Genomic DNA, 22,253 nt, shown 5'->3' with positions numbered 1-22,253 from the left:
AAAAACTTTCAATTAACATTAAAAAAGAACGTGAGATGAATAACATCTCACGTTCTTTAGGCTCATTTAAAGGAATTCTCTCGACTCTTTACGCGCATAAGGTCATTCATTATCACTACAACTGATCACAAACGAGTAACTTCTTTACTTCCATCTGTCTTATGACCTGCAGCATGTCACACTACCGTCCATGCACACAAATTCCGTTGGGCTATTAAGCCACCATCTAGTTGAAAGATATTAATTGGTGTAACTCCTCAGGATTCATTGATTGGATCAACGTTTCACCAGGTTGAATCAAATCATCAATCAATGATTTCTTATCTTGTTGAAGTGCCGCGATTTTCTCTTCAATGGTTCCAGTAGTGACGAGTCGTACGATATCTACTTGCTTTGTCTGACCAAAGCGATGAACACGATCCGCAGCTTGTTCTTCAACCGCTGGATTCCACCATAAATCGTATAAAATCACTGTATCGCCACCCGTTAAGTTTAATCCCGTCCCACCGGCTTTTAAGGAAATGAGAAACAACGAGTGCTCTCCTTCATTAAATTTTTGCGTCAACGATAAACGATCCGCAACAGGTGTACTGCCATCTAAATAATGATAACCAAAATTGCGCTCGTCAAACTGCTTTCTAATGATTGCAAGCATTGACGTAAACTGCGAAAAGATGACCATACGTTTGCCTGAAGCGATTCCTTGTTCTACATAGTCGAGTAAAAAGTCAAGCTTCCCTGACCTGCCACCTTCTTCTTGCATGACAAGGCCCGGGTGACAGCAAATTTGCCTGAGCTTCGTTAACCCAGCAAGAATGTGAAAACGTTCCTCTTGGAAAGCATTTTCTTTCACTGCCCTCGATAAGTGTGACGAAATTTGCTCAACTTGAGTGACGTACAGTTGCTTTTGAAGCTCACTCAGTTCGGTGTATTGAATAATCTCTTGTTTTTCCGGTAGCTCTTTTAATACTTCTGTCTTTAATCTTCGTAGTAAAAACGGCTTGATTCTTCGATGAACAGCACGGTTATCTAAATCTGAGAACTTCCGCTTCGAACCGAATAACTCTGGCATCACGATCGAGAAGATCGAATAGAGTTCTTCCTTTTTGTTCTCTACTGGCGTTCCACTTAACGCAAACGCTTGTCGTTTTCGCAACGACCGTACGACTTTCGTCGTTTTCGCTTGTTCATTTTTTAAGTGTTGTGCTTCATCAAGTACTAAATGATCAAAAACGACTGGAGCATACAATTCTTCATCACGTTGCATTAAAGGATACGATGTAATGAACAACTGCGCATCTTGTGTGAGTTTTTTCTTTCGCTCTTCTTTGTTTCCATCAATAATGACAACGTCAAGTTGGGGGGCAAAACGCTCAATCTCTCTTTGCCAATTGTAAACGAGCGAAGCAGGAGAAATAATTAATGATTTCCCTTCTTGTCGCCCTTCATACTGCTTTGCTAAATAAGCGATTGTCTGGATTGTCTTCCCTAACCCCATATCATCTGCGAGTATGCCACCAAATCCATACTTGGATAAAGCCGTCATCCATTGAAAACCGTTTTTTTGATAGTCGCGCATAATCTTCTCTAAATTAGTAGGGACCGTCACGTTCAAATCTTTCGGTGATTCGATATCTTGAATGCAACGGCTCACTTTATCTGAGATCGTAACAGCTGCTTCTTCATTTAATTGAAATGCCTGATATAGTGGCGCCTGAACGGATGTGGACTCCACATGTTCACGACCGAGTTGATCGAGAACATCACTCATGTTTTTCAATTCATCACGCGTTAAGTTGACATATTGTCCGTTGTTCAATTGTACAAAAGAACGCTTTTCACGCATCGCTTTGAGGAGGCTGATGCTTTCCTCCTCACCTAAGCCTGAGAACTGGAAGTTAATATCTAACCAATCATGTTGTTGATTGTAATTCACTTCAACTGTCGGCATCTCAGCTGGCGTGTAAATACGCTCCTGCACATTTTCACTCACATTGATGTCCATCGATTTAGCAAGCTCATTTAAATCAAATAGCAGAAAATGCGCCATCTCATCTTCTCCACGAATCGTTAATCCTCGCTCATTGTACGTGAAAGGAACTTGTTCAATTGCTGCCATCACTTGATTTTCTTGTTTTATATCGCGAATTTGATAATAATCATCGTTTGTGACTTGCTCTTCATGTGGATTAAAGGTGTGCTCTCCGTAGCTGAAATGCAGCTTGGCATTCAGTTGCTCGTTCACTTCATCCACATACAATGTCGCTTTCAAGTCGTGTTGCTGAATTTTTTGTTCGACTTCAGGCTCAATAACAACTTTTGCAACTTTCTTTAGCTGTAACAACACGTACGAATAAAACTGCTCAAACAAACGGTGTGGAATGTGCAGTTTCCCATCTTCTCTTTGCATCCTTTGAAAGAACTTCACAAAGACGAGATTTTGTTCCTCAGACAAGATATACAACGTATCTTCTGTAAGAATGGCTCGATAATCGCTTCCGAAATAGTAACTCGTCTCCATATTTGTCCAATGAAGCAACATTCCCCCAGAGTCCGTCTTCATGACAGAAATTTGTAGAGGAGTATTCCGTTCGTCAGGGAAATGAATGTGTTTAATTGGCATCGTATTTTGGTGAATGACGAGTGAAAGTTGCGTTGTATTGATATTCGATAATAACGAGGAAAAAGCAGGACCAGGAACGAACAAGCGTCTTTCACCACGAAAGCTCACATCATCTTCTCTCATTCGGACAATCGTTAATAAAAGGTCCATTTTTTCTTGATCTTCGTCTGAGAGCTTATGTTCATCAGGATTATATGAAAAGTTTTTCGTAAAGAAATACGTTCGCTGTTCTTCCAGAGCTTCTAACCATTTGAGTAAATCAAAAACAACGTACGTACGATCGATGCCGACCTTTAATTCAATTTCGACAAAACCAGATCCGACAAACATTTTTGCAGGATGCACGTGCACGACGTACTCGATCAACAACTCTTCCTTTTCAGCGGTTGCTTCTACTTCAAACAAATCAGCGAAAGAATCAATCAAACGATTAACGTCTCGTTCTCCTTTTTGTTCTTTTGGAGGTGCTTCTTTCACTGGCGCTTGCCTGTTTTCATATTCATACAAACAAGCAATCAAATGTTTGCACAAGCCTGGGTATGCTTCATATGCAGGACATGTGCATGAATACGTTTTTGGTAAGTCATTTTCAATCGTAAAGTGAACATCATAAATCTCATGCCCGAGTACGACCGCTTTCCACTCGCCTTTTCGATCACTTAATAATTTGCGTACATTTCCTTGGCGATGATACGTTTTCGCACGTTGAATCGTCTCGGGCCTTGCAAATGTATGAACAAATTGTTCAATGCTCTGAATCATCGTGAACTTCCTTTCCAACAATAACGAACAAAAACACACGCTTATGACAAATTCATAAGCCTGTGCTCTTCAAACAGTTACTGAGATTTATATGTCTCTACGAGATCATGTAATACATGATCATCTTCTTTTTTTCTATCATCCTTAACAAGACTCGCAATGGAACGTTTCTGAATGATAAAGCGTAAATCCGCCATGAGTAAAACCGTATCAATTCCTGGATTCGCTGGGTCATTCTTTACTTTCATACGGTAGTTATCAAACTTCGTATGGTTGAGAAATTTCAACAAGCAGTAGTAACAGCCACGTCTCGTCCCTAGCTTCAAATAATGACGCTCGATTGGTTTGCCGCAGATGTTGCATTCTATATCAGGTTTACGTACGGTGTTTAACCTTAACGACTCTAACAACCAGACGGACTCTTTTGCAATCGTACTCATAGAAATAAGAACCCCTCCCTTACAGAGCACTTCAATGAAATGCAGTGGGTTTGTACATATTTAGAATGTCTACTTTCGAACCTGTTTATACTTAAACTTATAATAACTGAAATCCTTTCATAAGTCATCGATACTAAAGTAGGATTCAGGTAAGAACAACGAAAAAAGTACAAGTAGACGTTGTCTACTTGTACTTTTCGTTGATTTATTGAGCTTTAACGTGTAATGAAACATCGATATTGCCTCTAGTCGCTTTCGAATACGGGCAAAATTCATGAGCCTTTTCTACGAGTTCTTCGGCTTTCGATTGATCCACACCTTTAATGGACACGTGCAAAGCAACACCTAGTTGAAATCCACCATCATGTGGGTCTTTCAGTAAGCTCACTTCAGCTTTCGTTTCAGATTCGATTTCTTCTTTGCTTTTACTAGCCATTAAATTTAAAGCACCATCAAAGCAAGACGCATAACCTGATGCGAACAATTGCTCAGGATTTGATGCATCACTTGGTATATCGTCACCTTTAGGCATCGACAATTGAACTTCAATCACACCATTGTCTGATTTAACTTGTCCTTCACGTCCGCCTACTGCTGTTGCGCTCGTTGTGAATACTTTATCTGCCATCGTTAATTCGCCTCCGGTTAATGTGTTGTTAAACGCTGTTCTACTATATATGTTTACGTTTAAGCACATCCTTAAACCTCATATTACAAATTTGTTTAGTTTCTGCTTTTCGATTTATAATCATAGTATACTATTTAGATACATATGTTTTTACATGTATGGATTACGGGTATAGAAGATAGAATCTTTACCTCGAACATAAGAAAGGTGATGGAAGTTGAAACGAACAGGGGAAAAAATACTCAGTTGGATCGGTAACGTCATTAATATTTTAATGGTCGTTGTCGTAGGTTTCTTGGCTATTGGGCTCTCCGCAATCGGTGGCGACTTTGAGCAACAAATGATGACGGAGCTTGAGAACGATCCAGCATTCACTGGTGAGGAAGCACAAATGGCAGCTGACATGTTTGGCATGATGGGTAGTACGTTTGTCGGCCTGACGTGGTTCGCTCTTATTGTTATGATCATCGGAACTGTCCTTGGTATTATTGGCGCTATTAAGATTACTAAAAACGCTAAAACTGCCGGTATTCTTTTACTCGTTGCAGGTGGTGGAATGTTACTACTCACAGTCGGTACAACATTAATTCAATCAGTTTTATTAATCATTGCGGGAATCATGTGTTTGGCACGCAAGCCACAAGTTACTGTCAATGACGAACCAAATCCAGATCCACAACCTTAAAGCATAAAGAAAATCCCTTGACCAAGCGGTCAAGGGATTTATTTTTCTTCGAATACATAGCTTTTTGAATGGTAGCGAACACCAAGCACAATCCCAATCGCGAGCATTGAGCTAAGTAATGAACTACCACCATAACTCATAAACGGTAACGTAAACCCAGTAACTGGCAAAATACCAACGTTCATCCCGATGTTTTGAAACACTTGAAACGTAAATAACGCAATGACTCCTGAGCATAAATACGTTCCAAAACTATGATGAGTACGAATCGCTGTCATCATAATCTGGTAGAAAAGAATAAAAAACATCGTAATGACGAGTGCAGACCCTAAAAAGCCTGTTTCTCGTCCGACAATCGAGAAAATAAAGTCCGTATGTGCCTCAGGTACGTAAACGTTATGTTCATTGTCTCCCGTTAGCCCACCTGAACCGATGGCCGTCATTGCTTGAGCAACTTGATAGCTTGATCTGGGTTCTCTAGTGGCCTTAACCAACCGTGAAAACGATTCACTTGATACGGTGCAATATGGTTAAAGAAATACGTCTGCACGAAATCCGGAAAGCGGAAATAAGCAATAACGAACGACGCACCAATCGCAGCTGGAATTCCGTATAGTAGGCCGAGGAGTTATAACTCATTCCTGATACGAGCGTCAAGCCGACAGTAATGGCGAGCATCATCATGACCATTCCCATATCCGGTTGCTGTTGCAACAGCAAAATTGGTGGAAGAATAACGAGTCCCATTTTAGCTAATAGCCACAGATCTGACTTTAATTCCTTCGGTGTCCATTCATTGTTATGTTTGTAGACGATCGCACTTAACGTTACGATGATGAAGACTTTCATAAATTCTGAGGGTTGCAAGTTAATAACTCGTAAGTTAAACCAACGCGTAGCCCCTTGTCGCTCAGGTGCTAGCCACTCTGGCGAGAGTGCGAGAACAATTAACAGAAATAAACCAAATCCATAAAAAACCCAGTGCAAATTCAAATAATATTCAAAGTCAAAATGCATTACAACAATCGCTATCGCAAAAGCAACTAAAAAAAAGATTGCTTGCATTACGACTGTCGTTGTATTACCTGAAGCCAAATAAATGTACAAGCAACTTAATACTGCAAAAATAAACAGAACGAACATCATATTGATGTCGTATTGCTTTTCGTAACTTTGATATGGTTTCATATCTTCATCCCCTGAAAACAACTTTCATTTCTACATCATACACGATTTAAAAGCGTCCGTATACGACCGATTTTCCCTATAATCACATTGAAAACCGAATGCGTCACACGCATTCGGTTTAAACGATTATTTTGCTCGGTCAATATCAAGCATATCAGATATGGTTACGAACTCATAGCCTTCTGATTGTAGTTCAGGAATCAATATGTCTAACGCCTGTGCTGATGTAATCGTCTGATCCCAGTTGCCACCGTCATGCATGAGCACGATGCTGCCAGGCGAAATCTCTTCTCTTAAGATCTCCACAATCTCTTCCGCGGGTATTTGTCTCCAATCATTTGAATCGGCATCCCAACCGATGGCAACATTGTTCAATGCGACGAGGCGTTCCATCAACTCGATGTTCAAACCTCCATATGGGGCACGGAATAAACGCGGGCGATAACCAACAATTTCATCAATAACTTCCTCGGTCTGAGTTACTTCCCAATTAAGTTGACCGATTAAATCATCGGACTCTTCATCATCCGTTAAATTCGGGTGCCAAAACGTATGCGATCCAATGTCGTGCCCTTGTTCATCGATCGTCGTTAGCAGTTCTGGATAAGCTTCTGCCCTTGATCCTAGCACGAAAAACGTTGCAGGGACGTCGTACTTTTCAAGCACTTCTAATACTTGCGTTGTATGTCTAGGATCAGGACCATCATCGAACGTAAGGGCGATTTGCTGTGAACTCGGGTCGCCCATGTAGTAAAATGAATCAGGAAACGATTGTTTTAATTGAGTGAACGTTAACGGATCTGGATCTCTTTCATCTTCTTCGCTTCCTCCTTGTAATGGGGGAACATCGTCTGTTTCCGCTAACGCAACGGAAGGGGCAAATACTAAACATATCGCTAATAACCAATGGATCGTCCGCACATCTCTTCTTCCTTTCACAAGATACTTTTTTATAGTCTTGTGATTTCATACCAATAATATGTACGATTTGGTAAAAAAGAAAAAAAGGAGGACTTTTAATGGAAACGAGAGACCGATTAGTTTTTTTAGTCGTATACATACTAGCAGCAATTACAATTACGCTTTATTACGTTCCTTTAGCGTCGATTCCAACCGTACTCATTTCCTTGCATCTTATCGTACTTTCACTCGTCGTCTACGTCTTATGGTTTCAAAAGATCTCAAACTTTTGGTTTTATAACAGTTGGGCAGCAAATGGACTTGTAATCATTCTTACACTCATTATCGTTGATGAGTATTATCTCATTATTTTTGTCCTCTTCATCATCTGGTTAACAACGTTTGGCATCGATATTCTTTTCCGAAAACCACTCTATGAACGAAATAACGAATGATAATCAAAAATCGTATACCATTGTTCATGGATGTACATGACGCCACAGCTATATTGACGATTCTCTTCTTGTTCATTAGCTTCAAGCGCTTGATGATACAACTGATCTTCAATCGTAAACACATTACTCGTTTGATCGACGATAAAGCCTAACGGATCGTTTTGATCTTCAATTAAAACGATCCGAGTATCTTTCGTATACGCATTCGTTTCCTCTGACTGATTCCCTCTCACATCTACGATTGTTGTCATCAATCCTCGGACATTGATGACTCCAATCACACCTTCTGGTGCATTTGGCACTCTCGTTATGTCTTGAATATTTTCAACTGAGTGGATGGCTAACACATCGACGACATATTGTTCTCCACCCATTATAAATTGCAGCAACTTCACCTTATCGACCTCTTTCTTCAAGCAATTGCGTAGCATCAATAATAAAAGCAATCGTACCGTTACCTAAGATTGTCGCTCCACTAATGCCTCGTACAGTGGATAATCGTTTTCCGAGTGGCTTAATGACAACATCTTGTTGACCGATAAATTGGTCAACGGCGATTGCAGCTGCTTTTTTATCATGCTTAACAATCAGGTAAGACGTAAATGTATCTTCGAAATGGCCTTCTTCAGCAGCCGTCGATCGTACAGGAACTTGGAACGCTTCTTTTAGCTCAATGACGGGTATGATTTGTCCGCGATATTGCAACATTACTTGTCCTTGCATTACGATCTTATCTTCATGTGGTGCTATAGCGGTCTCAATGAGCTGAGAAGTCGGAATTCCATAGATCTCCTCTTCACACTGTATGAATAGTACGTCCATAATCGATAACGTTAATGGCAATTGAATAGAAAACGTAGAACCTTTGCCTTCTTCACTTTGAATGATAATTTTACCGCCTAGTTGTTCAAAGGTCTGTTTCACAACGTCTAAACCTACACCACGTCCTGAGACATCTGTTACTTCTTCAGCAGTACTAAATCCAGGTGCAAACAACAATTGAAATAAATCAAAATCAGAACGAGAAGCTGCATCACTTTCACTAATTAAGTTGTTTTCAATCGCTTTTTTCATGACACGTTCTCGATTAATTCCAGCACCGTCATCACTAATATCAATATAGACGTGATTTCCTCGATGATACGCCTCAAGCGTGACGCGGCCTTTCTCAGGTTTATCGACTAGCTTTCTCACGTCCGGTGTCTCAATGCCGTGATCAATCGCATTTCTTAATAAATGAACGAGCGGATCACCAATCTCATCAATAATCGAACGGTCTAGTTCAGTATCTTGGCCGGAAATGTCAATGACGACGTCTTTCCCTAATTCCTTTGATAACTTTCGAATCATGCTTGGAAAACGGTTAAACACGCGCTCCACGGTCATCATTCGCATCGATAAAATCACTTCTTGTAATTGTGAAGACGTACGTTTGATCCGATCTAGCTACTCGTTAAATCTGGATGGTCGATTGTATGTGCCACTTGTTCGAGTTGTCCACGCTCAATTACAAACTCCTCAAACAAATTCATTAATAGCTCCATACGATCCGTATTAATTCGAACAGTCTTTGTGAGTTCTACCTTTTCTTCTTGCTTCTTTTCTTTTTGACTGCTACGCGCTTCTTTTTGTTGTGTCTTCGCTAGTTGTACAGGTTGAATAAAAACGCGCTCAATTTCAGAAATTCGCTCCACTTCGTTTTGCAACGTTCCAGCTGCAGTATCCGTCACATAGACGAGCGTAATTGACTGATCGAATTGATCGTTTTCAATGTCTTCAGCACTCGGGATTGATTTTACCATTTCGCCGTATTCATCAAGCTTTTGGACAACCATGAAAGCACGAACAGCTTTAAGCACTGCGCTCGCTTCAAACGTTACCGTAATTTCATAGACGTTCAGCCCCGTCGTGACTGCCTGTTCAATAACCGTTCTCTCAAATGGAAAATAATCAATTTCCATAGAAGCCACAGCCGCGGATTCCATTGAAGATGTTGGATGCTTTGACATTTGTTCTAACTGCAAGACGATTGTTGAGACGTCGCGATCATTTTCTTCTCCTCGTTCAATATCGCGAACCATTTCTTCTAAAGCATCTGCTGCTTGAAATAACACATCAATCATTGCTGGCTGCAACGATAGTTCTTCTTTGCGTAGACCGTCAAGAACGTTCTCCATCGTGTGGGTGAGCTCAGTAATCGTTTTATATTCCATCGTCGCTGCCATACCTTTTAACGTATGGGCAGAGCGGAAGATCTCTTCAATATGTAGCAGAACCTCTTCTTCTTGCTCAAGTGCCAATAAATGCTGTTGCACATTTTGTAAATGTTCAAAGCTTTCTTCTATAAATAAATGTAAATACTCATGTTGAGCCATCCCGTTCACCTCATTGCGGTAATTACTACTTAGTTCTTATATCGGTTTACCTAACGATAGTTGATAGATAAACGTTATTCGCATTCTTTTCTCACGAAAAGAGCCCCAGCTGAACAACGGTGTTCAGCTGGGGCTCTTTCTTACATAAAGTATCGGCGATAAATCTGATCTCTATGTTGTTGGAACTGCTCTTCAATTTTCTGTTCTCTGTAAGCACGTTTCGTTTCGTCTTCTGAGTAGAAGCGTCGCTTAATTGTTACAGTAATGAGTAATAAATGAAAGCGCATCGTCAACTCCGCCTCCTCTCAACGTTCGTTTTCTACGGCGATCTGTCCTCATTTGTTTTGCCCATTGTCAGTTTGATAAAGCTCTTTGTCATCGGGTGGTTCCTCCTTTCAAGTCATATGTTGTTGTATATGAAAACGTTCAAATGAACGTTTCACACGAAAGTGAGTGTACGCTTCGACATACATTTTTAGAAGCAAAATGAACACAAAAAGACCCCACAACATTTCTGCGTGAGGTCACAGCATACGTAATCAATGGTAATAAACGTACTAAGCGATTAGCACATACTACAATTGAACGGATTCCACACACATACAACTTGCTTATTCAATTGTTGATTGTTCTTCACTAGCGTTGTCATGTGTGCTCACCCTTTCGTTATTTTCTGAATTTATTATATTTCAGAACGCACTAATTGTAAAGTCTTTTTGCTTTACACCATATTTTTACACAATTGTCGGACGATTCAAATCAAAGTGTACACCTTTTTTCACGTACATCACTTGTTCGGCAATGTTCGTGCAATGGTCTCCAATGCGTTCCAATGATCGCGCAATGTAAGCGAGTTGGATCACTGCACGTTCATCATGACCATTTAAGATAAACTCACGAATCGCTCTGCCGTACAAATCATCTACTACGATGTCGCTCTGCTCGATTCGCATAACTCTTTCAAGATCGAGGTCATGAAAAGCTTCCATCGCTTCTTCTGCCATCGCAATACAATATTCACCCATCTCAAGCAAGATGCCTTTTTCATAGTCACTAAAATGAAATGGTGCGCGATGTAAATTAGACTTGGCGATTTCCACAGATAAATCACCAAGTCGTTCATAGTCAGCGGTCACTTTCATCATTGCTGTTAACGTACGTAAGTCAGTGGCAACCGGTTGTTGCGTGACGAGTACTTCTACAATGGCATCATTTATTGAAAGTTCATATTGATTAATTGTCGCATCTCGTTCAATCACTTGCTTGGATCGCTCCACGTCTTCATCATCAATCGCAATTAACGTTGACTTTAAAGACTGAAGCGATTCCATTCCCATCTGATGCAACTCACGGTGCAAATGTGCAACTTTCTCAGCTAACATTGATCTTTGCATATCATTCTCTCCTTTTACCCGAAACGGCCTGTAATGTAATCTTCCGTTTGCTGGGACTTTGGATTTTGAAATAACGCGTCTGTACGATTAAATTCAATTAGCTCACCCATAAGGAAAAAAGCGGTGGAATCCGATATTCTAGCTGCTTGTTCCATTTGATGTGTGACGAGTACGACCGTGTATTTCTCTTTTAATTTGAGAATGAGTTCTTCTACTGCAATTGTAGAAAGAGGATCTAGTGCAGATGTCGGTTCATCCATAAGCAAAATATCAGGTGATGTCGCAAGTGCCCGAGCGATGCATAGCCTCTGTTGTTGTCCCCCTGAGAGTCCAAGTGCAGATTCGTGTAAACGATCCTTTACTTCATCAAACAAATACGCATCTCGTAACGTTTGCTCAACGATTACAGGGATGTCTTTTTTCTTCACACCATGAATCTTTGGTCCAAAAGCGACATTTTCATAAATCGACTTCGGGAATGGCTTCGGCTTTTGGAACACCATACCGACCTTTTGACGCAACTCTAGTGGATCGACATTTTCTTGAATCATATTCTTCCCGTTCCATTCAATCGTACCGCTCCACGTAGCGTTTGATGTTGTGCGTACCATACCGTTTAAAGCTTTCAAAAATGTAGACTTCCCGCAACCAGAAGGACCAATTAACGCAGTCACTTCGTTCTTCTCAATCGTTAAATCAATCCCGTGAATGACTTGATGATCTCCATATGAAATACGTAAATCTTCAATTCGATAAGCGAAGTCTTGTAACGTTCCTGTTGTCATTGCGATTCCCCCTGGATTTTAGCCAAAACGACCAGAAATATAGTCTTCACTACGCTTTTCTTTCGGGCTTTGGAAAAATGTCTTCGTATCAGTAAACTCGACAATTTCTCCTTGATAAAAGAATGCCGTATCGTCAGCGACTCGTGCCGCTTGTTGCAAGTTGTGTGTCACGAGCACAATCGTGTACTTTTCTTTTAGCTTTAAGAGAAGTTCTTCAATCTTTGCCGTTGCAATGGGGTCCAATGCTGACGCTGGTTCATCCAGCAGAAGAACGGATGGTTGAATCGCTAGTGTACGAGCAATACAAAGACGTTGTTGCTGACCGCCAGACAAACTTAGAGCAGATTCATGTAGACGGTCTTTCACTTCATCCCATAAACCGACTTGCTTTAAATACGTTTCTGCGTATTCTTCTCGTTTCGCTTTTGACTTAAGGCCATGTTCTTTTAACGGAAGCGTTAAATTTTTTAAGATTGAATTTGGAAAAGGGTTCGGACGCTGAAACACCATTCCAATTTCTTTACGCAGGGCAACCGGATCAATATTGGCATCTAATAAATTTACGTCATCATAAAGAATGTTTCCTTCAGCCTTAAAACCTTTAATGCCGTCATTCATTCGGTTGATTGAACGAAGAAACGTTGATTTCCCACAACCAGAAGGGCCGATTAATGCGGTAATGCTATGACGCTTAATCGGCATGGATACATTCTTAACCGCTTGTTTCGGACCGTAGAAAATCGAAAGGTCCGTAACGTCTAGACATAGATCCACCTCTTGTTGCTCTTTTGTCCACTGCTGTTCAACTAACTCACGTTCCAATACCGCTTGCATGACTTTTCCTCCTTTAAAGGCTTATTTTGCCGTTAACTTCTTATGAAGCCAGCTTCCAAATACCCGAGCACTAATGTTAAAGATGAGAATGACGGTTACTAAAACTGCCGCACCACCATCAGCAACATCTCTTAAGTCGGGTATAATTCCTTCTGAGTTTACTTTCCAAATGTGAACCGATAACGTTTCAGCTGGTCGCATAATGTTAAGTGGCGAATCTGAAGCAAATGGGTTCAAGTTTCCAAAATCTAGCTTCGGTGTCGTCATCCCCGCACTGTATAAAAGTGCTGCAGCTTCCCCGAATACGAGACCACATGAAAGGATGATACCTGTTAAAATTGACGGAAATGCACTCGGTAAAAGTACCCTTGTGATCGTGCGCCAGTGAGTATAGCCTAGCGCTAACCCACCTTCTTTTAATTCAAGGGGAACGGCTCGCAAAGCATTCTCACACGTACGAATCATAATTGGTAAGTTGAAGATGGTTAATGTCAACGCACCTGCCAGGATGCTATACCCCATTCCCGTTGCATTAACGAAAATGAGTAAACCAAACATTCCGAGTACGATCGACGGTAACGATGCTAACGTTTCAATACAGATACGAATAAATGCCGTAATGCGATTGTCTTTTGCATATTCGGCCATATAAATTCCACCTGCTAAACCGAGTGGAATTGTGAAAATCATCGTCCAAAGCAAGATATAGAAGGAATTGAACAGTTGATCTTGAATTCCCCCGCCTGCTCTAAATGAACTTGACTTTGACGTTAAGAAGTCCCAGTTTACTTGTTGAATTCCAAGTGATAATACGTAACCGAGTAACGCGGTTAAAATAATGACGATGATGGCAGCAAACATTGTCAGTACAACGGTCGCAGTTTTGTCTGCTAGCTTTCTACGCTGCATTACACTTTCCTCCTTGAAGCCAGATACCGAACAGTTAAGACGAGGATATAAGACATCACCATGAGCAATAATCCAAGCGTCCAAAGCACATTGTTCTCTGCACTTCCAAACGTTGTATGGCCCATGTTCAGCGTGATAATCGTCGTCATCGTTGCTGCTGGATCTAATAGTGAGTCAGGTATAATTCGTGTGTTTCCGATTACCATCTGAATCGCCAGTGCTTCACCGATGGCACGAGCCATTCCTAGAATGACCGCGGTGAGTAATCCTGGGATCGCCGCTGGTAGTAGGACACGACGAATTGTTTGCCATCTCGTAGCTCCAAGAGCGTAAGAGGAATCTCTAAGACCGTCTGGTAAGCTTTTAAGGCTATCTGCAGATAACGTTGTAACCGTCGGAAGAATCATGACCGATACAACAACAACCCCTGCGACTAAACTATATCCTGAGCCGCCAAACGTATCACGAATCCACGGAACGAGTACGGTCAAGCCAATATAGCCATACACGACCGATGGAATTCCTACGAGTATTTCTATTACCGGTTGTAAAATACGCTTACCCCAACGTGGAGCAATTTCTGTCATAAATATTGCCGTACCAATTCCAAGAGGTGCAACGATAATGGCAGACAATAAGGTTACCGCAAGGGAACCGAAGATGAATGCTAATGCTCCATAACTCGGGTCAGCGCCTGAAGGATTCCAGTTTGCTGATGTGAAAAATTCTAAAGGATTAATGCCACTTACAAAGAACGATTGCAACCCGCGCTGAGTTAGAAAGAATGTAACTGCGAGGGTTGCAACAATCGTAATCGTTGCTGCTGTATAAACGATGATTTTACCTTTACGTTCTGATTGACGCTTTTGCCCTTTTCGCTGGGTGAGTAATCGCTCACTTGCTCGCCCCTGATCCATACGATATACCACCTGTTCTAATCAGAATTTCTACCTTAACCCCATTGCTTAATCTTTACTCTACAGGCGTTTCGTTGCCTTCAGCATCCCGTTCTACTTGCATTTCAGTTACAGAAATGTAACCTTGCTCAGGGATTAATGTGCTTTGAATCTCTTCTGAAAGAAGGTAATCTAAAAATTCCTTAACGAGACCGTCTGGCTCACCATTTGTATAAGAGTGTTGGTATGCCCAAATTGGGAACTCTCCAGCTTGAACATTTTCTGCACTTGGCTCTACTCCATCGATACTTAACGCTGCGACACTATCATCAATGTGAGAGAAGGCAAGATAACCAATTGCACCTTCAGTATCTGCAACGATTTGACGAACTGTGTTTGAAGAGTCTTCCGTGATTCCTTCAGCAGGTTCAGCACCTTCTAATGCATAATCAACGAACGTCGCTCTCGTACCTGATGAATCTGGACGGTTTACGAGTGTGATATCAACGTCTTCTCCACCAACTTCAGACCAGTTTGTTACTTCACCAGTCCATACATCAATCAGTTCATCTTGCGTTAAATCGTCAACACCCACTCCTGGGTTCGCAACAGCTCCCATACCAACGACTGCTACTCGGTGATCAACAAGGTCTTCATGTGGGATGTTGTCTTCTTCTTCAGCAAATAAATCCGAATTTCCAATATCAACTTGTCCTTGAGAAACTTGACTTAGCCCTGCTCCAGAGCCACCCGCTTGCACTTGGATATCAGCTTCTGTATTTACTTCTTCCATGTAAATCTCTGCAGCTGCTCCAATAAGTGGTTGCATTGCGCTTGATCCTGCAAGAGTTACCGTACCGCTAGTAGCTGCACTTGCTTCTGTATCTGTCTCTGCATCAGTGTCACTACCTCCGCTTGCTGCTTCATCAACCGTTTCATTACTTTCTTCGTCACCGTTACATGCGACAAGTGCAAATGTTAGCATAAGTCCTGAGAATGCAAATAGAGCTTTCTTTTTCATCGTTTCTCTTCCCCCTACAAGGCTTATTGATCTTTACAGCCTTACTATAGCGATTGGATGTTGAGGAGAAATGGATGATATGTAAAAAAACATTAAAGCTTTGTAAAGGTTATTCCGGGGTTTCAGTCGATTTATCGTTCTTTCCTCTATGTAGCAACACTTCAATTGTTAATCAATAAGAAAATTCTAGATCAAAGCAAGGTCAAGAATTTAGAAATATAGTAAACCGTCATATAAAACTTCTCTATTAAACAAAAAAAAGAACCCCATTAAGGAGTTCTTTTTAAGTGCTTATGCTTCTTTAGGATAAACACTTACTTGCTTTTTCTTTTTACCAAGACGCTCGAATCTAACAACGCCGTCGATTTTAGCGAAGAGAGTATCGTCTCCGCCTTTACCAACGTTCGTTCCTGGGTAGATCTTTGTTCCGCGTTGACGGACAAGGATTGAGCCGCCTGATACGTGTTGGCCATCGCCACGCTTTGTACCAAGGCGTTTTGAAATGGAATCACGACCGTTCTTCGTGCTCCCTACCCCTTTTTCTGAGCGAAAAATTGTAGGTTCATGTTTAGCATTTGTCTGCACCTCCCACGATTTCCGTAACATTTATAAAGTCCCCGTACGCAGCTTCGATATCTTTAAGCGCTATGACCATGCCTTCAAGAAGAAGTTGTCCATCTTCAAACGTTCGTCCTGACCAAGTCGATGGAATAGCTGCATAAATGTAGCCACCCTCATCTCCTGCAGTCTTAACGTCCAATGGGGTGTCACATAGCGTTGCAATGGAATTAACGGCTCCAATTGCTACAGCAGAGACACCGGCACAAACGATATCTTCACCGTATTCGGCTGCGTTCGCATGACCACTTAATTCAAACGAGACTACTGTACGATCTTTATGATTTCGATGAATCGTTAATTCAATCATCGTTCTACTTAGACAGTGATGCTGTCAATCTTAACTTTCGTATAAGGTTGACGGTGTCCTTGCTTACGACGATATCCTTTACGACGCTTAAACTTGTAGATCATAACCTTCTTGTTTTTACCTTGCTTCTCAACAGTTCCAGTTACTTTCGCGCCTTCAACGTAAGGAGCTCCTACTTTCGTGTCGTCTCCACCTACAAAAATAACACGGTCAAACGATACTGTTTCACCAGCGTCTTCAATAAGCTTCTCGATGAAGATCGTTTGACCTTCTTCTACCTTGATTTGCTTTCCGCCTGTTTCAATAATTGCGTACATGTACTGCACCTCCCGATTTCTAAGACTCGCCATCCAAGGTGTTCAACAAATGTGAACTTCGTACCCCTTCTGCGCGGTTGTAGTTTGGGGGTTCCAAACAACATAAAAATGTTACCATACCGATGCGCTACTGTCAATCGTCATAAGGGTAATAATCCCTTCTCCAATCGACATTTCGCTACGATAATCATTATACCAATAGCGCAACAGATCGTGCTCTTCAATTTGTATCCCTTTTTCTTTGATCATGTAAATTGTTTGCTTTTCTTTATAGAGCCGTTTTAACGCTTCTTGAATCGGCATGCTTTGAGAAACGTAACGAACGATTTGACCTTTTGGTGAACGCTGTTTTCGTACTCGTTCCAATAGAAAACGTTGGTAACCAAACGGTTGTTGCTTCCACTCTAACACGTTTGCTAGTAGCAAGAAGCTAAGTACGAACCACAACTGTAAATGCAGCGGAAAATAAATCACTGTTACGCTAGCACATACGACTAAAAAACTTAAAGACAAGTAAAGCGACTGTTTCAATGCGAGTCGATACGGTGAGAATTTCGCAAGCGCTAATTGCATCATGCGTCCACCATCCAGAGGTAAAATCGGCAATAAATTGAACAACAAAATCGTAAGGTTGTGCAAAATAAAAAGCGAATGATCCGCATAGGACCAAAACGGTAAATAAGAGTAGGCAAAGTAAGAAAGCAGCATTAGATGTAAATGCTGCACTGGTCCAGAAAGCGTGACGATGAACTCTTCACGGAAAGGCCGATTGCCATATTCTTCAGTTTCTAATACGCCCCCAAACGGTAGCAATTCCACTTTAACAATCCGCCATCCAAAATACTTTGCTGCAAGTGCATGACCAAGTTCATGACAGAAAATAATGCTAAAAAGCATGATTAACTCACGAAAATAACCCGTAGCCACCCCAAGACCAATGACGACCCAAAACAGTGGGTGTATGCGAATCCGTTTGAAAACATCAATCAAATGTCATCACTTCACTCGGGTCAATAAACTCATCATCACTACGTAACCCGAACATAAACTGGCCACCACCGTTATCGCTGGATACGGTTCCGATGGAGTCTCCAACCGCAACGTGATCATAAACGTGGACATCAATCGTCTGTAAAGACCCGTACATCGCTTCTGTACCGTCTTCATGTTGGATGACAATCGTTTGGCCGAATCCTTCATTCTCACCTGCCCGTATAACGACACCAGGCCTCACCGCTGTTACAGCTGCATTTTCCATCGTTTCAACAACAATGGCTTGCCCATTTTCAGAAAAGCTTTCCGTTACTTGAATTTCACCTGCCGCTGGCATCGCATATCCATCGAATGAAGGCTCTTCGTTTGTTACGTTCGGGTTTGCTGGAAGTAGTGCGAGCGGGTGACCAAATTGTTCTTCATACCATGAAGATACTGCCGCAAATTGAAACTCATCTTGATAGAGTGATAAAGCCGTTTGTTTCGTTTCGTTAAGTGAAGGGTGGTCGGCTTGAACAACAATCGCAGTAATTAAAAACAACCCGAGTGCTGCTACCCATTGAATAAAAAAACGTTGCTTCACCTTCTCTTTTTTCTTCTGTTTCGCTTCAGAAATTTCTTCATTTCTCCACATATAAAATTCAGGCTCGTGCTCATTCATCTCCTCACGACTCGGATAATACGAATAAAGCGGTAACTCTTTTTCATTATTTTTTTTAGGTTCTTGTGCTTTTTGAACCGTTGTTTCTCTTTTTCTTTTCTTTTCTGCCTCTTTTCGAATTCGATCTAATTGATCACCCATGTCTTACCTCCATTCCTAACGCTTGTACATTTAATTAAACGTATGAAGGATGGAAGCTAGATATGTTAACTGATGAGGCAAATCCTTGAATTTTATGACTCTAGTTGAAAACACCCATAAAAAAATCTGCTGAGAATAATTCCCAGCAGACAAAATTTATGAGTTCGCTCGTAAGCCAAACAGTGATTTTATTTTTGCAAAGAAGCCTAACTTTTGTTGTTGTGACAACAAAGGCACAGACTCTCCAAGAATTCTTCTTGCGATATTTCGGTACGCAAGTGAAGCTGAAGTATTTGGAGTGGTTGCTACAGGTTCACCACGGTGAGAAGCTTTCAAAACATTCTCATCCTCAAAAACAACACCTAATAAATCCAATGAGAGTGTATCTACAACATCATCAACATCGAGTAGATCTTCACTTTCATTTGTTTTAGAAGCTTTACGAACCCGGTTGACGATAAGCATTGGCTTATCTAATTCTTGTTCAACAAGGCCAGTTACTCGGTCTGCATCTCGAACAGAAGGAATATCTGGTGTTGTGACAACGATCGCTCGATCTGCACCGGCAATGGCATTGCGAAACCCTTGTTCGATCCCTGCAGGCAATCAATAATTAAATAATCGTAATCTGGCTTTAATTCATCTACGACTTGTTTCATTTGCTCTGGTGTGACCGATGATTTGTCTTTCGTTTGTGCAGCCGGCAACAAATGCAAGCAATTAAACCGCTTATCACGTATTAACGCTTGTCGCACCTCACATTTCCCTTCCAGCACATCCACAAGGTCATAAATAATACGATTCTCAAGCCCCATCACAACATCTAAATTACGTAGTCCAATATCTGTGTCGAGGAGGCACACTTGTTTTCCTTGTAGTGCCAATGCTGTTCCAATATTTGCTGACGTTGTTGTTTTGCCAACGCCGCCTTTCCCGGATGTTATAACAATTGCTTCTCCCACAGCATATCCTCCTAATCCATTTCATTTTTGCGATCACGTCTAAAAGCAGCAAGTCCGCTCATTGCGTGAAAAACAATGTCTTCTTCTTGATGTTCGATACACGCGTACTTCGGTTCGGTTTTCTTCATTTCTATTGAACGCTCTGCACGTGTGGCTTCGGTAAGATACAACCGATCGGCAATCGTAATTTGAGACGGCACCATCACAGATGCCGCTACGATCGCGTTTTCATTGCCATCAATACCCGCTCTTGCAATTCCTTTTAATGCACCTAAAACGTAAACGTCTCCTGCAGCTTCTACAGCTCCACCAGGATTCACATCTCCAAGGATAAGCAAGTCACCTTTCACCCTAAGTACTTGTCCAGAGCGTACGAGTCGAGTAAATGTCGTTAATTCTTGTTGTTCTTGTTGCTTTTTAGCTTCTTTTTTTGTCATCACTTCGCTAATTAGCTCATCAACAACAATCGCTCCGGACTCTTCAATGATTTGTTGGATTTCACGCTGCTGCTCTTGTTCTAAGTATCGCTTACCTAAATGAACACGCACCGATACATCTTTATTAGGATCGAAAGCGGAATGGTTTTCCGTCAATTTCGATTTGAGTTCAGTAATCATCGCATCATAACCGCATTGATCATTCAGGTGTATGATGATTCCGTCCTTCGTTCCTTTTATCGTTACGTTTTGCTTTTGAACGCTTGTTTTCACCGTCTCACCCCGACCTAGTTTCCATTAGACTACAGAGTTCATCCGTAACTAATTCAACATTTATTATACGTTCTCCTGCTGACGATCGCGATCTTCGAGCATTAAGAAGAATTTCCGAAGTGGGAGTATGAGTAATATCCCAAACGCCCCATTTAAAACAACTGAGGGCAGTAAACGGGTTGCAGCAAACTCTTCAAATGTCACTTGAGCAATTCCAGTCCACGTGTACATAAGATAGATTAATGATTCTAACGACGCCACAGCCACAACAACAATGAGCAATACGACAAATGGTCTTGATTGGACTGCACGAAAATTAAACCTGCCATATAGCCAACGAGTGCATACGAAAACGTGTAAATACCAATGACCGTTGAATAAACGACATCTTGAAACAGCCCAAGACCCATTCCATAAAAGATCCCCGAACGTGAGCCACGATAGATCGAGATTAAAATGACCGTAACGAATGCAAATCGTGGCACCCAATGTAAATCTTGTTCCGTAGACGGCGGGAAGAAGACTTGAAACCAAGTTCCTTCAATGATGAAGAAGAATGCCACAAAAGCAGGAAGCAAGTAACGCATTAATCGTCACTCCCTTCGCTTTCATCTTCTTCCTCTTCTTGTTGTAGAAACTCTTCTTGAATCCCTTCAATATTATCAACATTACGTTCAATCACTAGGACGTGATTCAAGTGGAAAAAGTCCGCAGACGGCTCGATGTACGCATTTTGTGTTAACCCGTATTCATCGACTTGAACGTCTACAATCTCACCAATCGGTAAGTCAGCAGGAAAGAGGCCACCAAGCCCAGAAGTACTAACAAACTGTCCTGGCTCTAATTCATTTTCAGAGTCTACTTTTTGTAAAACGAGAAGGTCTTGGTCCACGTCCCAACCTTCAATAAAACCGACAGCCGGGTCGCCTTCTTCCGAGCTCACTTTAGCAGACACCCGATTTGTTCGCTCTCCATCGCTCAATAGTTGAACTTGTGATGTGAACGCACTCGTATACTGAACTCTACCAATCAAACCTTCTTCGGTTATGACCGCCATGTCCGTTTCGACACCGTGTTGCGTCCCTCGGTTAATACCAATTGTTTCTGTCCATCGATCCGGCTGACGATCAATGACAAGTGCTGGAATCGTATCAAATGAACTTAAACTTTCCATGCCTTCATAAAGGCTTGTTAAACTATCGTTCTCTTCGCGTAATCCATCTACTTCAGAACGTAACATCGCATAGTCATTCAATTGACCTTTTAGTCGTTCATTTTCTTCATGAACGTTTAGGATATTAACAAAATCATCATAAATATCCCGAACAAAATAAGCCGGACGTTGAAACACAGATTGTACAACACCAACAGAATCACGCATGATTTGTTCAGGAATGGTCGCCTGCTCACGTTCTCTCATCGTAAGACCAACTAAAATAACGAGAATAATGATGCCGACCATAAGTAAAATTAATCGTTTGTTAGAAAAAAAATGGGGCATGCAAGACACCTTCTACTCTCGCAACTAGAGCAAACTCATGCTCCGTTCACTATAGTAACTGTTTCAATCAATCCTGAATAGACGTAGACATCCGCCGATATGACGAATGTCTCAGTCTTAGAAATGCATTACCAATTGCGTTACT

Annotated in this window: 26 protein-coding genes, 2 pseudogenes and 1 other annotated feature; of the genes and pseudogenes, 2 read left to right on the top strand and 26 right to left on the bottom strand. The window is 41.4% G+C overall.

What is annotated here, in order from left to right:
* Nucleotides 1–226: 226 nt before the first annotated feature.
* The 3 genes from JCM19038_RS14625 to JCM19038_RS14615 all read right to left on the bottom strand — a co-directional run bounded on the left by JCM19038_RS14625 (nt 227) and on the right by JCM19038_RS14615 (nt 4,453).
* Nucleotides 227–3,385 carry an SNF2 helicase associated domain-containing protein gene (locus JCM19038_RS14625; protein WP_042419413.1) on the bottom strand — a complete coding sequence of 1,053 codons (3,159 nt, stop codon included), beginning with the start codon at nt 3,383–3,385 and terminating at the stop codon, nt 227–229.
* A gap of 77 nt (nt 3,386–3,462) precedes the next feature.
* Nucleotides 3,463–3,825: a hypothetical protein gene (locus JCM19038_RS14620; protein WP_042419410.1), complete on the bottom strand. Its 363-nt coding sequence runs from the start codon at nt 3,823–3,825 to the stop codon at nt 3,463–3,465.
* Between the two features lie 205 nt (nt 3,826–4,030).
* Nucleotides 4,031–4,453 (bottom strand): organic hydroperoxide resistance protein, encoded by a 423-nt coding sequence (locus tag JCM19038_RS14615; RefSeq protein ID WP_042419407.1) that lies wholly within the window; start codon nt 4,451–4,453, stop codon nt 4,031–4,033.
* A 217-nt stretch (nt 4,454–4,670) separates the two neighbouring features.
* Between JCM19038_RS14615 and JCM19038_RS14610 the strand changes: the two genes are divergently transcribed.
* On the top strand, nt 4,671–5,138 hold the full coding sequence (locus tag JCM19038_RS14610; RefSeq protein WP_042419405.1) for a DUF4064 domain-containing protein: 468 nt from the start codon (nt 4,671–4,673) through the stop codon (nt 5,136–5,138).
* Between the two features lie 38 nt (nt 5,139–5,176).
* Here the strand turns inward: JCM19038_RS14610 and JCM19038_RS24545 are convergent, their stop codons facing one another.
* The 3 genes from JCM19038_RS24545 to JCM19038_RS14595 form a co-directional block, all read right to left on the bottom strand.
* Complete coding sequence (locus tag JCM19038_RS24545; RefSeq protein WP_081831824.1) at nt 5,177–5,632, bottom strand: FtsW/RodA/SpoVE family cell cycle protein; 456 nt, start codon at nt 5,630–5,632, stop codon at nt 5,177–5,179.
* Nucleotides 5,633–5,645: 13 nt separating this feature from the next.
* A complete protein-coding gene (locus JCM19038_RS24540) occupies nt 5,646–6,326 on the bottom strand; it encodes an FtsW/RodA/SpoVE family cell cycle protein (RefSeq protein ID WP_052361723.1) in 681 nt (226 codons plus the stop codon).
* Between the two features lie 126 nt (nt 6,327–6,452).
* Complete coding sequence (locus tag JCM19038_RS14595; RefSeq protein WP_042419402.1) at nt 6,453–7,247, bottom strand: polysaccharide deacetylase family protein; 795 nt, start codon at nt 7,245–7,247, stop codon at nt 6,453–6,455.
* Nucleotides 7,248–7,345: 98 nt separating this feature from the next.
* Between JCM19038_RS14595 and JCM19038_RS14590 the strand changes: the two genes are divergently transcribed.
* Entirely contained in the window at nt 7,346–7,681 is a 336-nt protein-coding gene (locus JCM19038_RS14590; protein WP_042419399.1) for a hypothetical protein, read from the top strand.
* Here the strand turns inward: JCM19038_RS14590 and JCM19038_RS21085 are convergent.
* The 20 genes and pseudogenes from JCM19038_RS21085 to mreC all read right to left on the bottom strand — a co-directional run bounded on the left by JCM19038_RS21085 (nt 7,660) and on the right by mreC (nt 22,108).
* The gene (locus JCM19038_RS21085; RefSeq protein WP_193745142.1) at nt 7,660–8,076 is read right to left on the bottom strand and encodes a chemotaxis protein CheW; all 417 of its coding nucleotides are present in this window, start codon (nt 8,074–8,076) and stop codon (nt 7,660–7,662) included. The two genes, JCM19038_RS14590 and JCM19038_RS21085, sit on opposite strands and share 22 nt — an antisense overlap.
* Before the next feature lies 1 nt (nt 8,077).
* Nucleotides 8,078–9,076 (bottom strand): chemotaxis protein CheA, encoded by a 999-nt coding sequence (locus JCM19038_RS23815; protein ID WP_052361719.1) that lies wholly within the window; start codon nt 9,074–9,076, stop codon nt 8,078–8,080.
* A 47-nt stretch (nt 9,077–9,123) separates the two neighbouring features.
* The gene (locus JCM19038_RS23810; RefSeq protein WP_052361718.1) at nt 9,124–10,056 is read right to left on the bottom strand and encodes an Hpt domain-containing protein; all 933 of its coding nucleotides are present in this window, start codon (nt 10,054–10,056) and stop codon (nt 9,124–9,126) included.
* A gap of 140 nt (nt 10,057–10,196) precedes the next feature.
* A complete protein-coding gene (locus JCM19038_RS21955; RefSeq protein ID WP_152549467.1) occupies nt 10,197–10,343 on the bottom strand; it encodes a YrzI family small protein in 147 nt (48 codons plus the stop codon).
* 447 nt (nt 10,344–10,790) lie between these two features.
* Nucleotides 10,791–11,450 (bottom strand): phosphate signaling complex protein PhoU, encoded by a 660-nt coding sequence (gene phoU, locus JCM19038_RS14575; protein ID WP_042419397.1) that lies wholly within the window; start codon nt 11,448–11,450, stop codon nt 10,791–10,793.
* A gap of 14 nt (nt 11,451–11,464) precedes the next feature.
* Nucleotides 11,465–12,241: a phosphate ABC transporter ATP-binding protein PstB gene (gene pstB / locus JCM19038_RS14570; RefSeq protein ID WP_373903129.1), complete on the bottom strand. Its 777-nt coding sequence runs from the start codon at nt 12,239–12,241 to the stop codon at nt 11,465–11,467.
* A gap of 12 nt (nt 12,242–12,253) precedes the next feature.
* The gene (gene pstB, locus JCM19038_RS14565; RefSeq protein ID WP_052361716.1) at nt 12,254–13,069 is read right to left on the bottom strand and encodes a phosphate ABC transporter ATP-binding protein PstB; all 816 of its coding nucleotides are present in this window, start codon (nt 13,067–13,069) and stop codon (nt 12,254–12,256) included.
* A gap of 21 nt (nt 13,070–13,090) precedes the next feature.
* Nucleotides 13,091–13,978 (bottom strand): phosphate ABC transporter permease PstA, encoded by an 888-nt coding sequence (gene pstA / locus JCM19038_RS14560; protein WP_042419391.1) that lies wholly within the window; start codon nt 13,976–13,978, stop codon nt 13,091–13,093.
* Nucleotides 13,978–14,907 (bottom strand): phosphate ABC transporter permease subunit PstC, encoded by a 930-nt coding sequence (gene pstC, locus JCM19038_RS14555; RefSeq protein ID WP_042419389.1) that lies wholly within the window; start codon nt 14,905–14,907, stop codon nt 13,978–13,980. The genes pstA and pstC overlap by 1 nt, the downstream gene beginning before the upstream one ends.
* Before the next feature lie 43 nt (nt 14,908–14,950).
* Entirely contained in the window at nt 14,951–15,895 is a 945-nt protein-coding gene (locus JCM19038_RS14550) for a phosphate ABC transporter substrate-binding protein (RefSeq protein WP_042419386.1), read from the bottom strand.
* Between the two features lie 291 nt (nt 15,896–16,186).
* Nucleotides 16,187–16,470: pseudogene (gene rpmA, locus JCM19038_RS14545) on the bottom strand (50S ribosomal protein L27).
* Nucleotides 16,464–16,823 (bottom strand): ribosomal-processing cysteine protease Prp, encoded by a 360-nt coding sequence (locus tag JCM19038_RS14540; RefSeq protein ID WP_042359553.1) that lies wholly within the window; start codon nt 16,821–16,823, stop codon nt 16,464–16,466. The pseudogene rpmA and the gene JCM19038_RS14540 overlap by 7 nt, the downstream one beginning before the upstream one ends.
* Nucleotides 16,824–16,831: 8 nt before the next feature.
* On the bottom strand, nt 16,832–17,140 hold the full coding sequence (gene rplU / locus JCM19038_RS14535) for a 50S ribosomal protein L21 (protein WP_042419384.1): 309 nt from the start codon (nt 17,138–17,140) through the stop codon (nt 16,832–16,834).
* Between the two features lie 12 nt (nt 17,141–17,152).
* Nucleotides 17,153–17,229, bottom strand: a sequence feature (ribosomal protein L21 leader region).
* Nucleotides 17,230–17,251: 22 nt separating this feature from the next.
* Nucleotides 17,252–18,130, bottom strand: coding sequence for a M50 family metallopeptidase (locus JCM19038_RS14530; RefSeq protein ID WP_042419382.1), 879 nt, complete (start codon nt 18,128–18,130; stop codon nt 17,252–17,254).
* A complete protein-coding gene (locus JCM19038_RS14525; RefSeq protein WP_052361714.1) occupies nt 18,123–18,935 on the bottom strand; it encodes a M23 family metallopeptidase in 813 nt (270 codons plus the stop codon). Before JCM19038_RS14525 ends, JCM19038_RS14530 begins: the two co-directional genes overlap by 8 nt.
* A 156-nt stretch (nt 18,936–19,091) precedes the next feature.
* Nucleotides 19,092–19,897: pseudogene (gene minD / locus JCM19038_RS14520) on the bottom strand (septum site-determining protein MinD).
* Nucleotides 19,898–19,908: 11 nt separating this feature from the next.
* The gene (gene minC / locus JCM19038_RS14515; RefSeq protein WP_042419379.1) at nt 19,909–20,607 is read right to left on the bottom strand and encodes a septum site-determining protein MinC; all 699 of its coding nucleotides are present in this window, start codon (nt 20,605–20,607) and stop codon (nt 19,909–19,911) included.
* A gap of 63 nt (nt 20,608–20,670) precedes the next feature.
* On the bottom strand, nt 20,671–20,868 hold the full coding sequence (locus tag JCM19038_RS22410) for a hypothetical protein (protein ID WP_152549465.1): 198 nt from the start codon (nt 20,866–20,868) through the stop codon (nt 20,671–20,673).
* Entirely contained in the window at nt 20,856–21,194 is a 339-nt protein-coding gene (gene mreD / locus JCM19038_RS14510; RefSeq protein ID WP_042419376.1) for a rod shape-determining protein MreD, read from the bottom strand. The genes JCM19038_RS22410 and mreD overlap by 13 nt, the downstream gene beginning before the upstream one ends.
* Nucleotides 21,194–22,108, bottom strand: a complete 915-nt coding sequence (gene mreC, locus JCM19038_RS14505) for a rod shape-determining protein MreC (protein ID WP_042359550.1) — start codon at nt 22,106–22,108, stop codon at nt 21,194–21,196. Before mreC ends, mreD begins: the two co-directional genes overlap by 1 nt.
* Nucleotides 22,109–22,253: the final 145 nt, after the last annotated feature.

The organism is Geomicrobium sp. JCM 19038 (assembly GCF_000698125.1).
GTDB lineage: Bacteria > Bacillota > Bacilli > Bacillales > Marinococcaceae > Geomicrobium_A.
The sequence above is the reverse complement of the archived record's forward strand: the minus strand, read 5'-3'. Positions and strand labels throughout refer to the sequence as shown.

Excerpts from the sequence above, each read along its gene's own strand:
- JCM19038_RS14625 (WP_042419413.1), bottom strand. The coding sequence starts at position 3,385 with ATGATTCAGAGCATTGAACAATTTGTTCATACATTTGCAAGGCCCGAG.
- JCM19038_RS14540 (WP_042359553.1), bottom strand. The coding sequence starts at position 16,823 with ATGATTGAATTAACGATTCATCGAAATCATAAAGATCGTACAGTAGTC.
- JCM19038_RS14590 (WP_042419399.1), top strand. The coding sequence starts at position 7,346 with ATGGAAACGAGAGACCGATTAGTTTTTTTAGTCGTATACATACTAGCA.
- rplU (WP_042419384.1), bottom strand. The coding sequence starts at position 17,140 with ATGTACGCAATTATTGAAACAGGCGGAAAGCAAATCAAGGTAGAAGAA.
- JCM19038_RS14615 (WP_042419407.1), bottom strand. The coding sequence starts at position 4,453 with ATGGCAGATAAAGTATTCACAACGAGCGCAACAGCAGTAGGCGGACGT.
- pstA (WP_042419391.1), bottom strand. The coding sequence starts at position 13,978 with ATGCAGCGTAGAAAGCTAGCAGACAAAACTGCGACCGTTGTACTGACA.
- JCM19038_RS24540 (WP_052361723.1), bottom strand. The coding sequence starts at position 6,326 with ATGAAACCATATCAAAGTTACGAAAAGCAATACGACATCAATATGATG.
- pstB (WP_052361716.1), bottom strand. The coding sequence starts at position 13,069 with ATGCAAGCGGTATTGGAACGTGAGTTAGTTGAACAGCAGTGGACAAAA.
- JCM19038_RS21955 (WP_152549467.1), bottom strand. The coding sequence starts at position 10,343 with ATGCGCTTTCATTTATTACTCATTACTGTAACAATTAAGCGACGCTTC.
- JCM19038_RS14620 (WP_042419410.1), bottom strand. The coding sequence starts at position 3,825 with ATGAGTACGATTGCAAAAGAGTCCGTCTGGTTGTTAGAGTCGTTAAGG.
- JCM19038_RS14550 (WP_042419386.1), bottom strand. The coding sequence starts at position 15,895 with ATGAAAAAGAAAGCTCTATTTGCATTCTCAGGACTTATGCTAACATTT.
- JCM19038_RS14525 (WP_052361714.1), bottom strand. The coding sequence starts at position 18,935 with ATGGGTGATCAATTAGATCGAATTCGAAAAGAGGCAGAAAAGAAAAGA.
- phoU (WP_042419397.1), bottom strand. The coding sequence starts at position 11,450 with ATGCAAAGATCAATGTTAGCTGAGAAAGTTGCACATTTGCACCGTGAG.
- mreC (WP_042359550.1), bottom strand. The coding sequence starts at position 22,108 with ATGCCCCATTTTTTTTCTAACAAACGATTAATTTTACTTATGGTCGGC.
- mreD (WP_042419376.1), bottom strand. The coding sequence starts at position 21,194 with ATGCGTTACTTGCTTCCTGCTTTTGTGGCATTCTTCTTCATCATTGAA.
- JCM19038_RS23810 (WP_052361718.1), bottom strand. The coding sequence starts at position 10,056 with ATGGCTCAACATGAGTATTTACATTTATTTATAGAAGAAAGCTTTGAA.
- JCM19038_RS23815 (WP_052361719.1), bottom strand. The coding sequence starts at position 9,076 with ATGCGAATGATGACCGTGGAGCGCGTGTTTAACCGTTTTCCAAGCATG.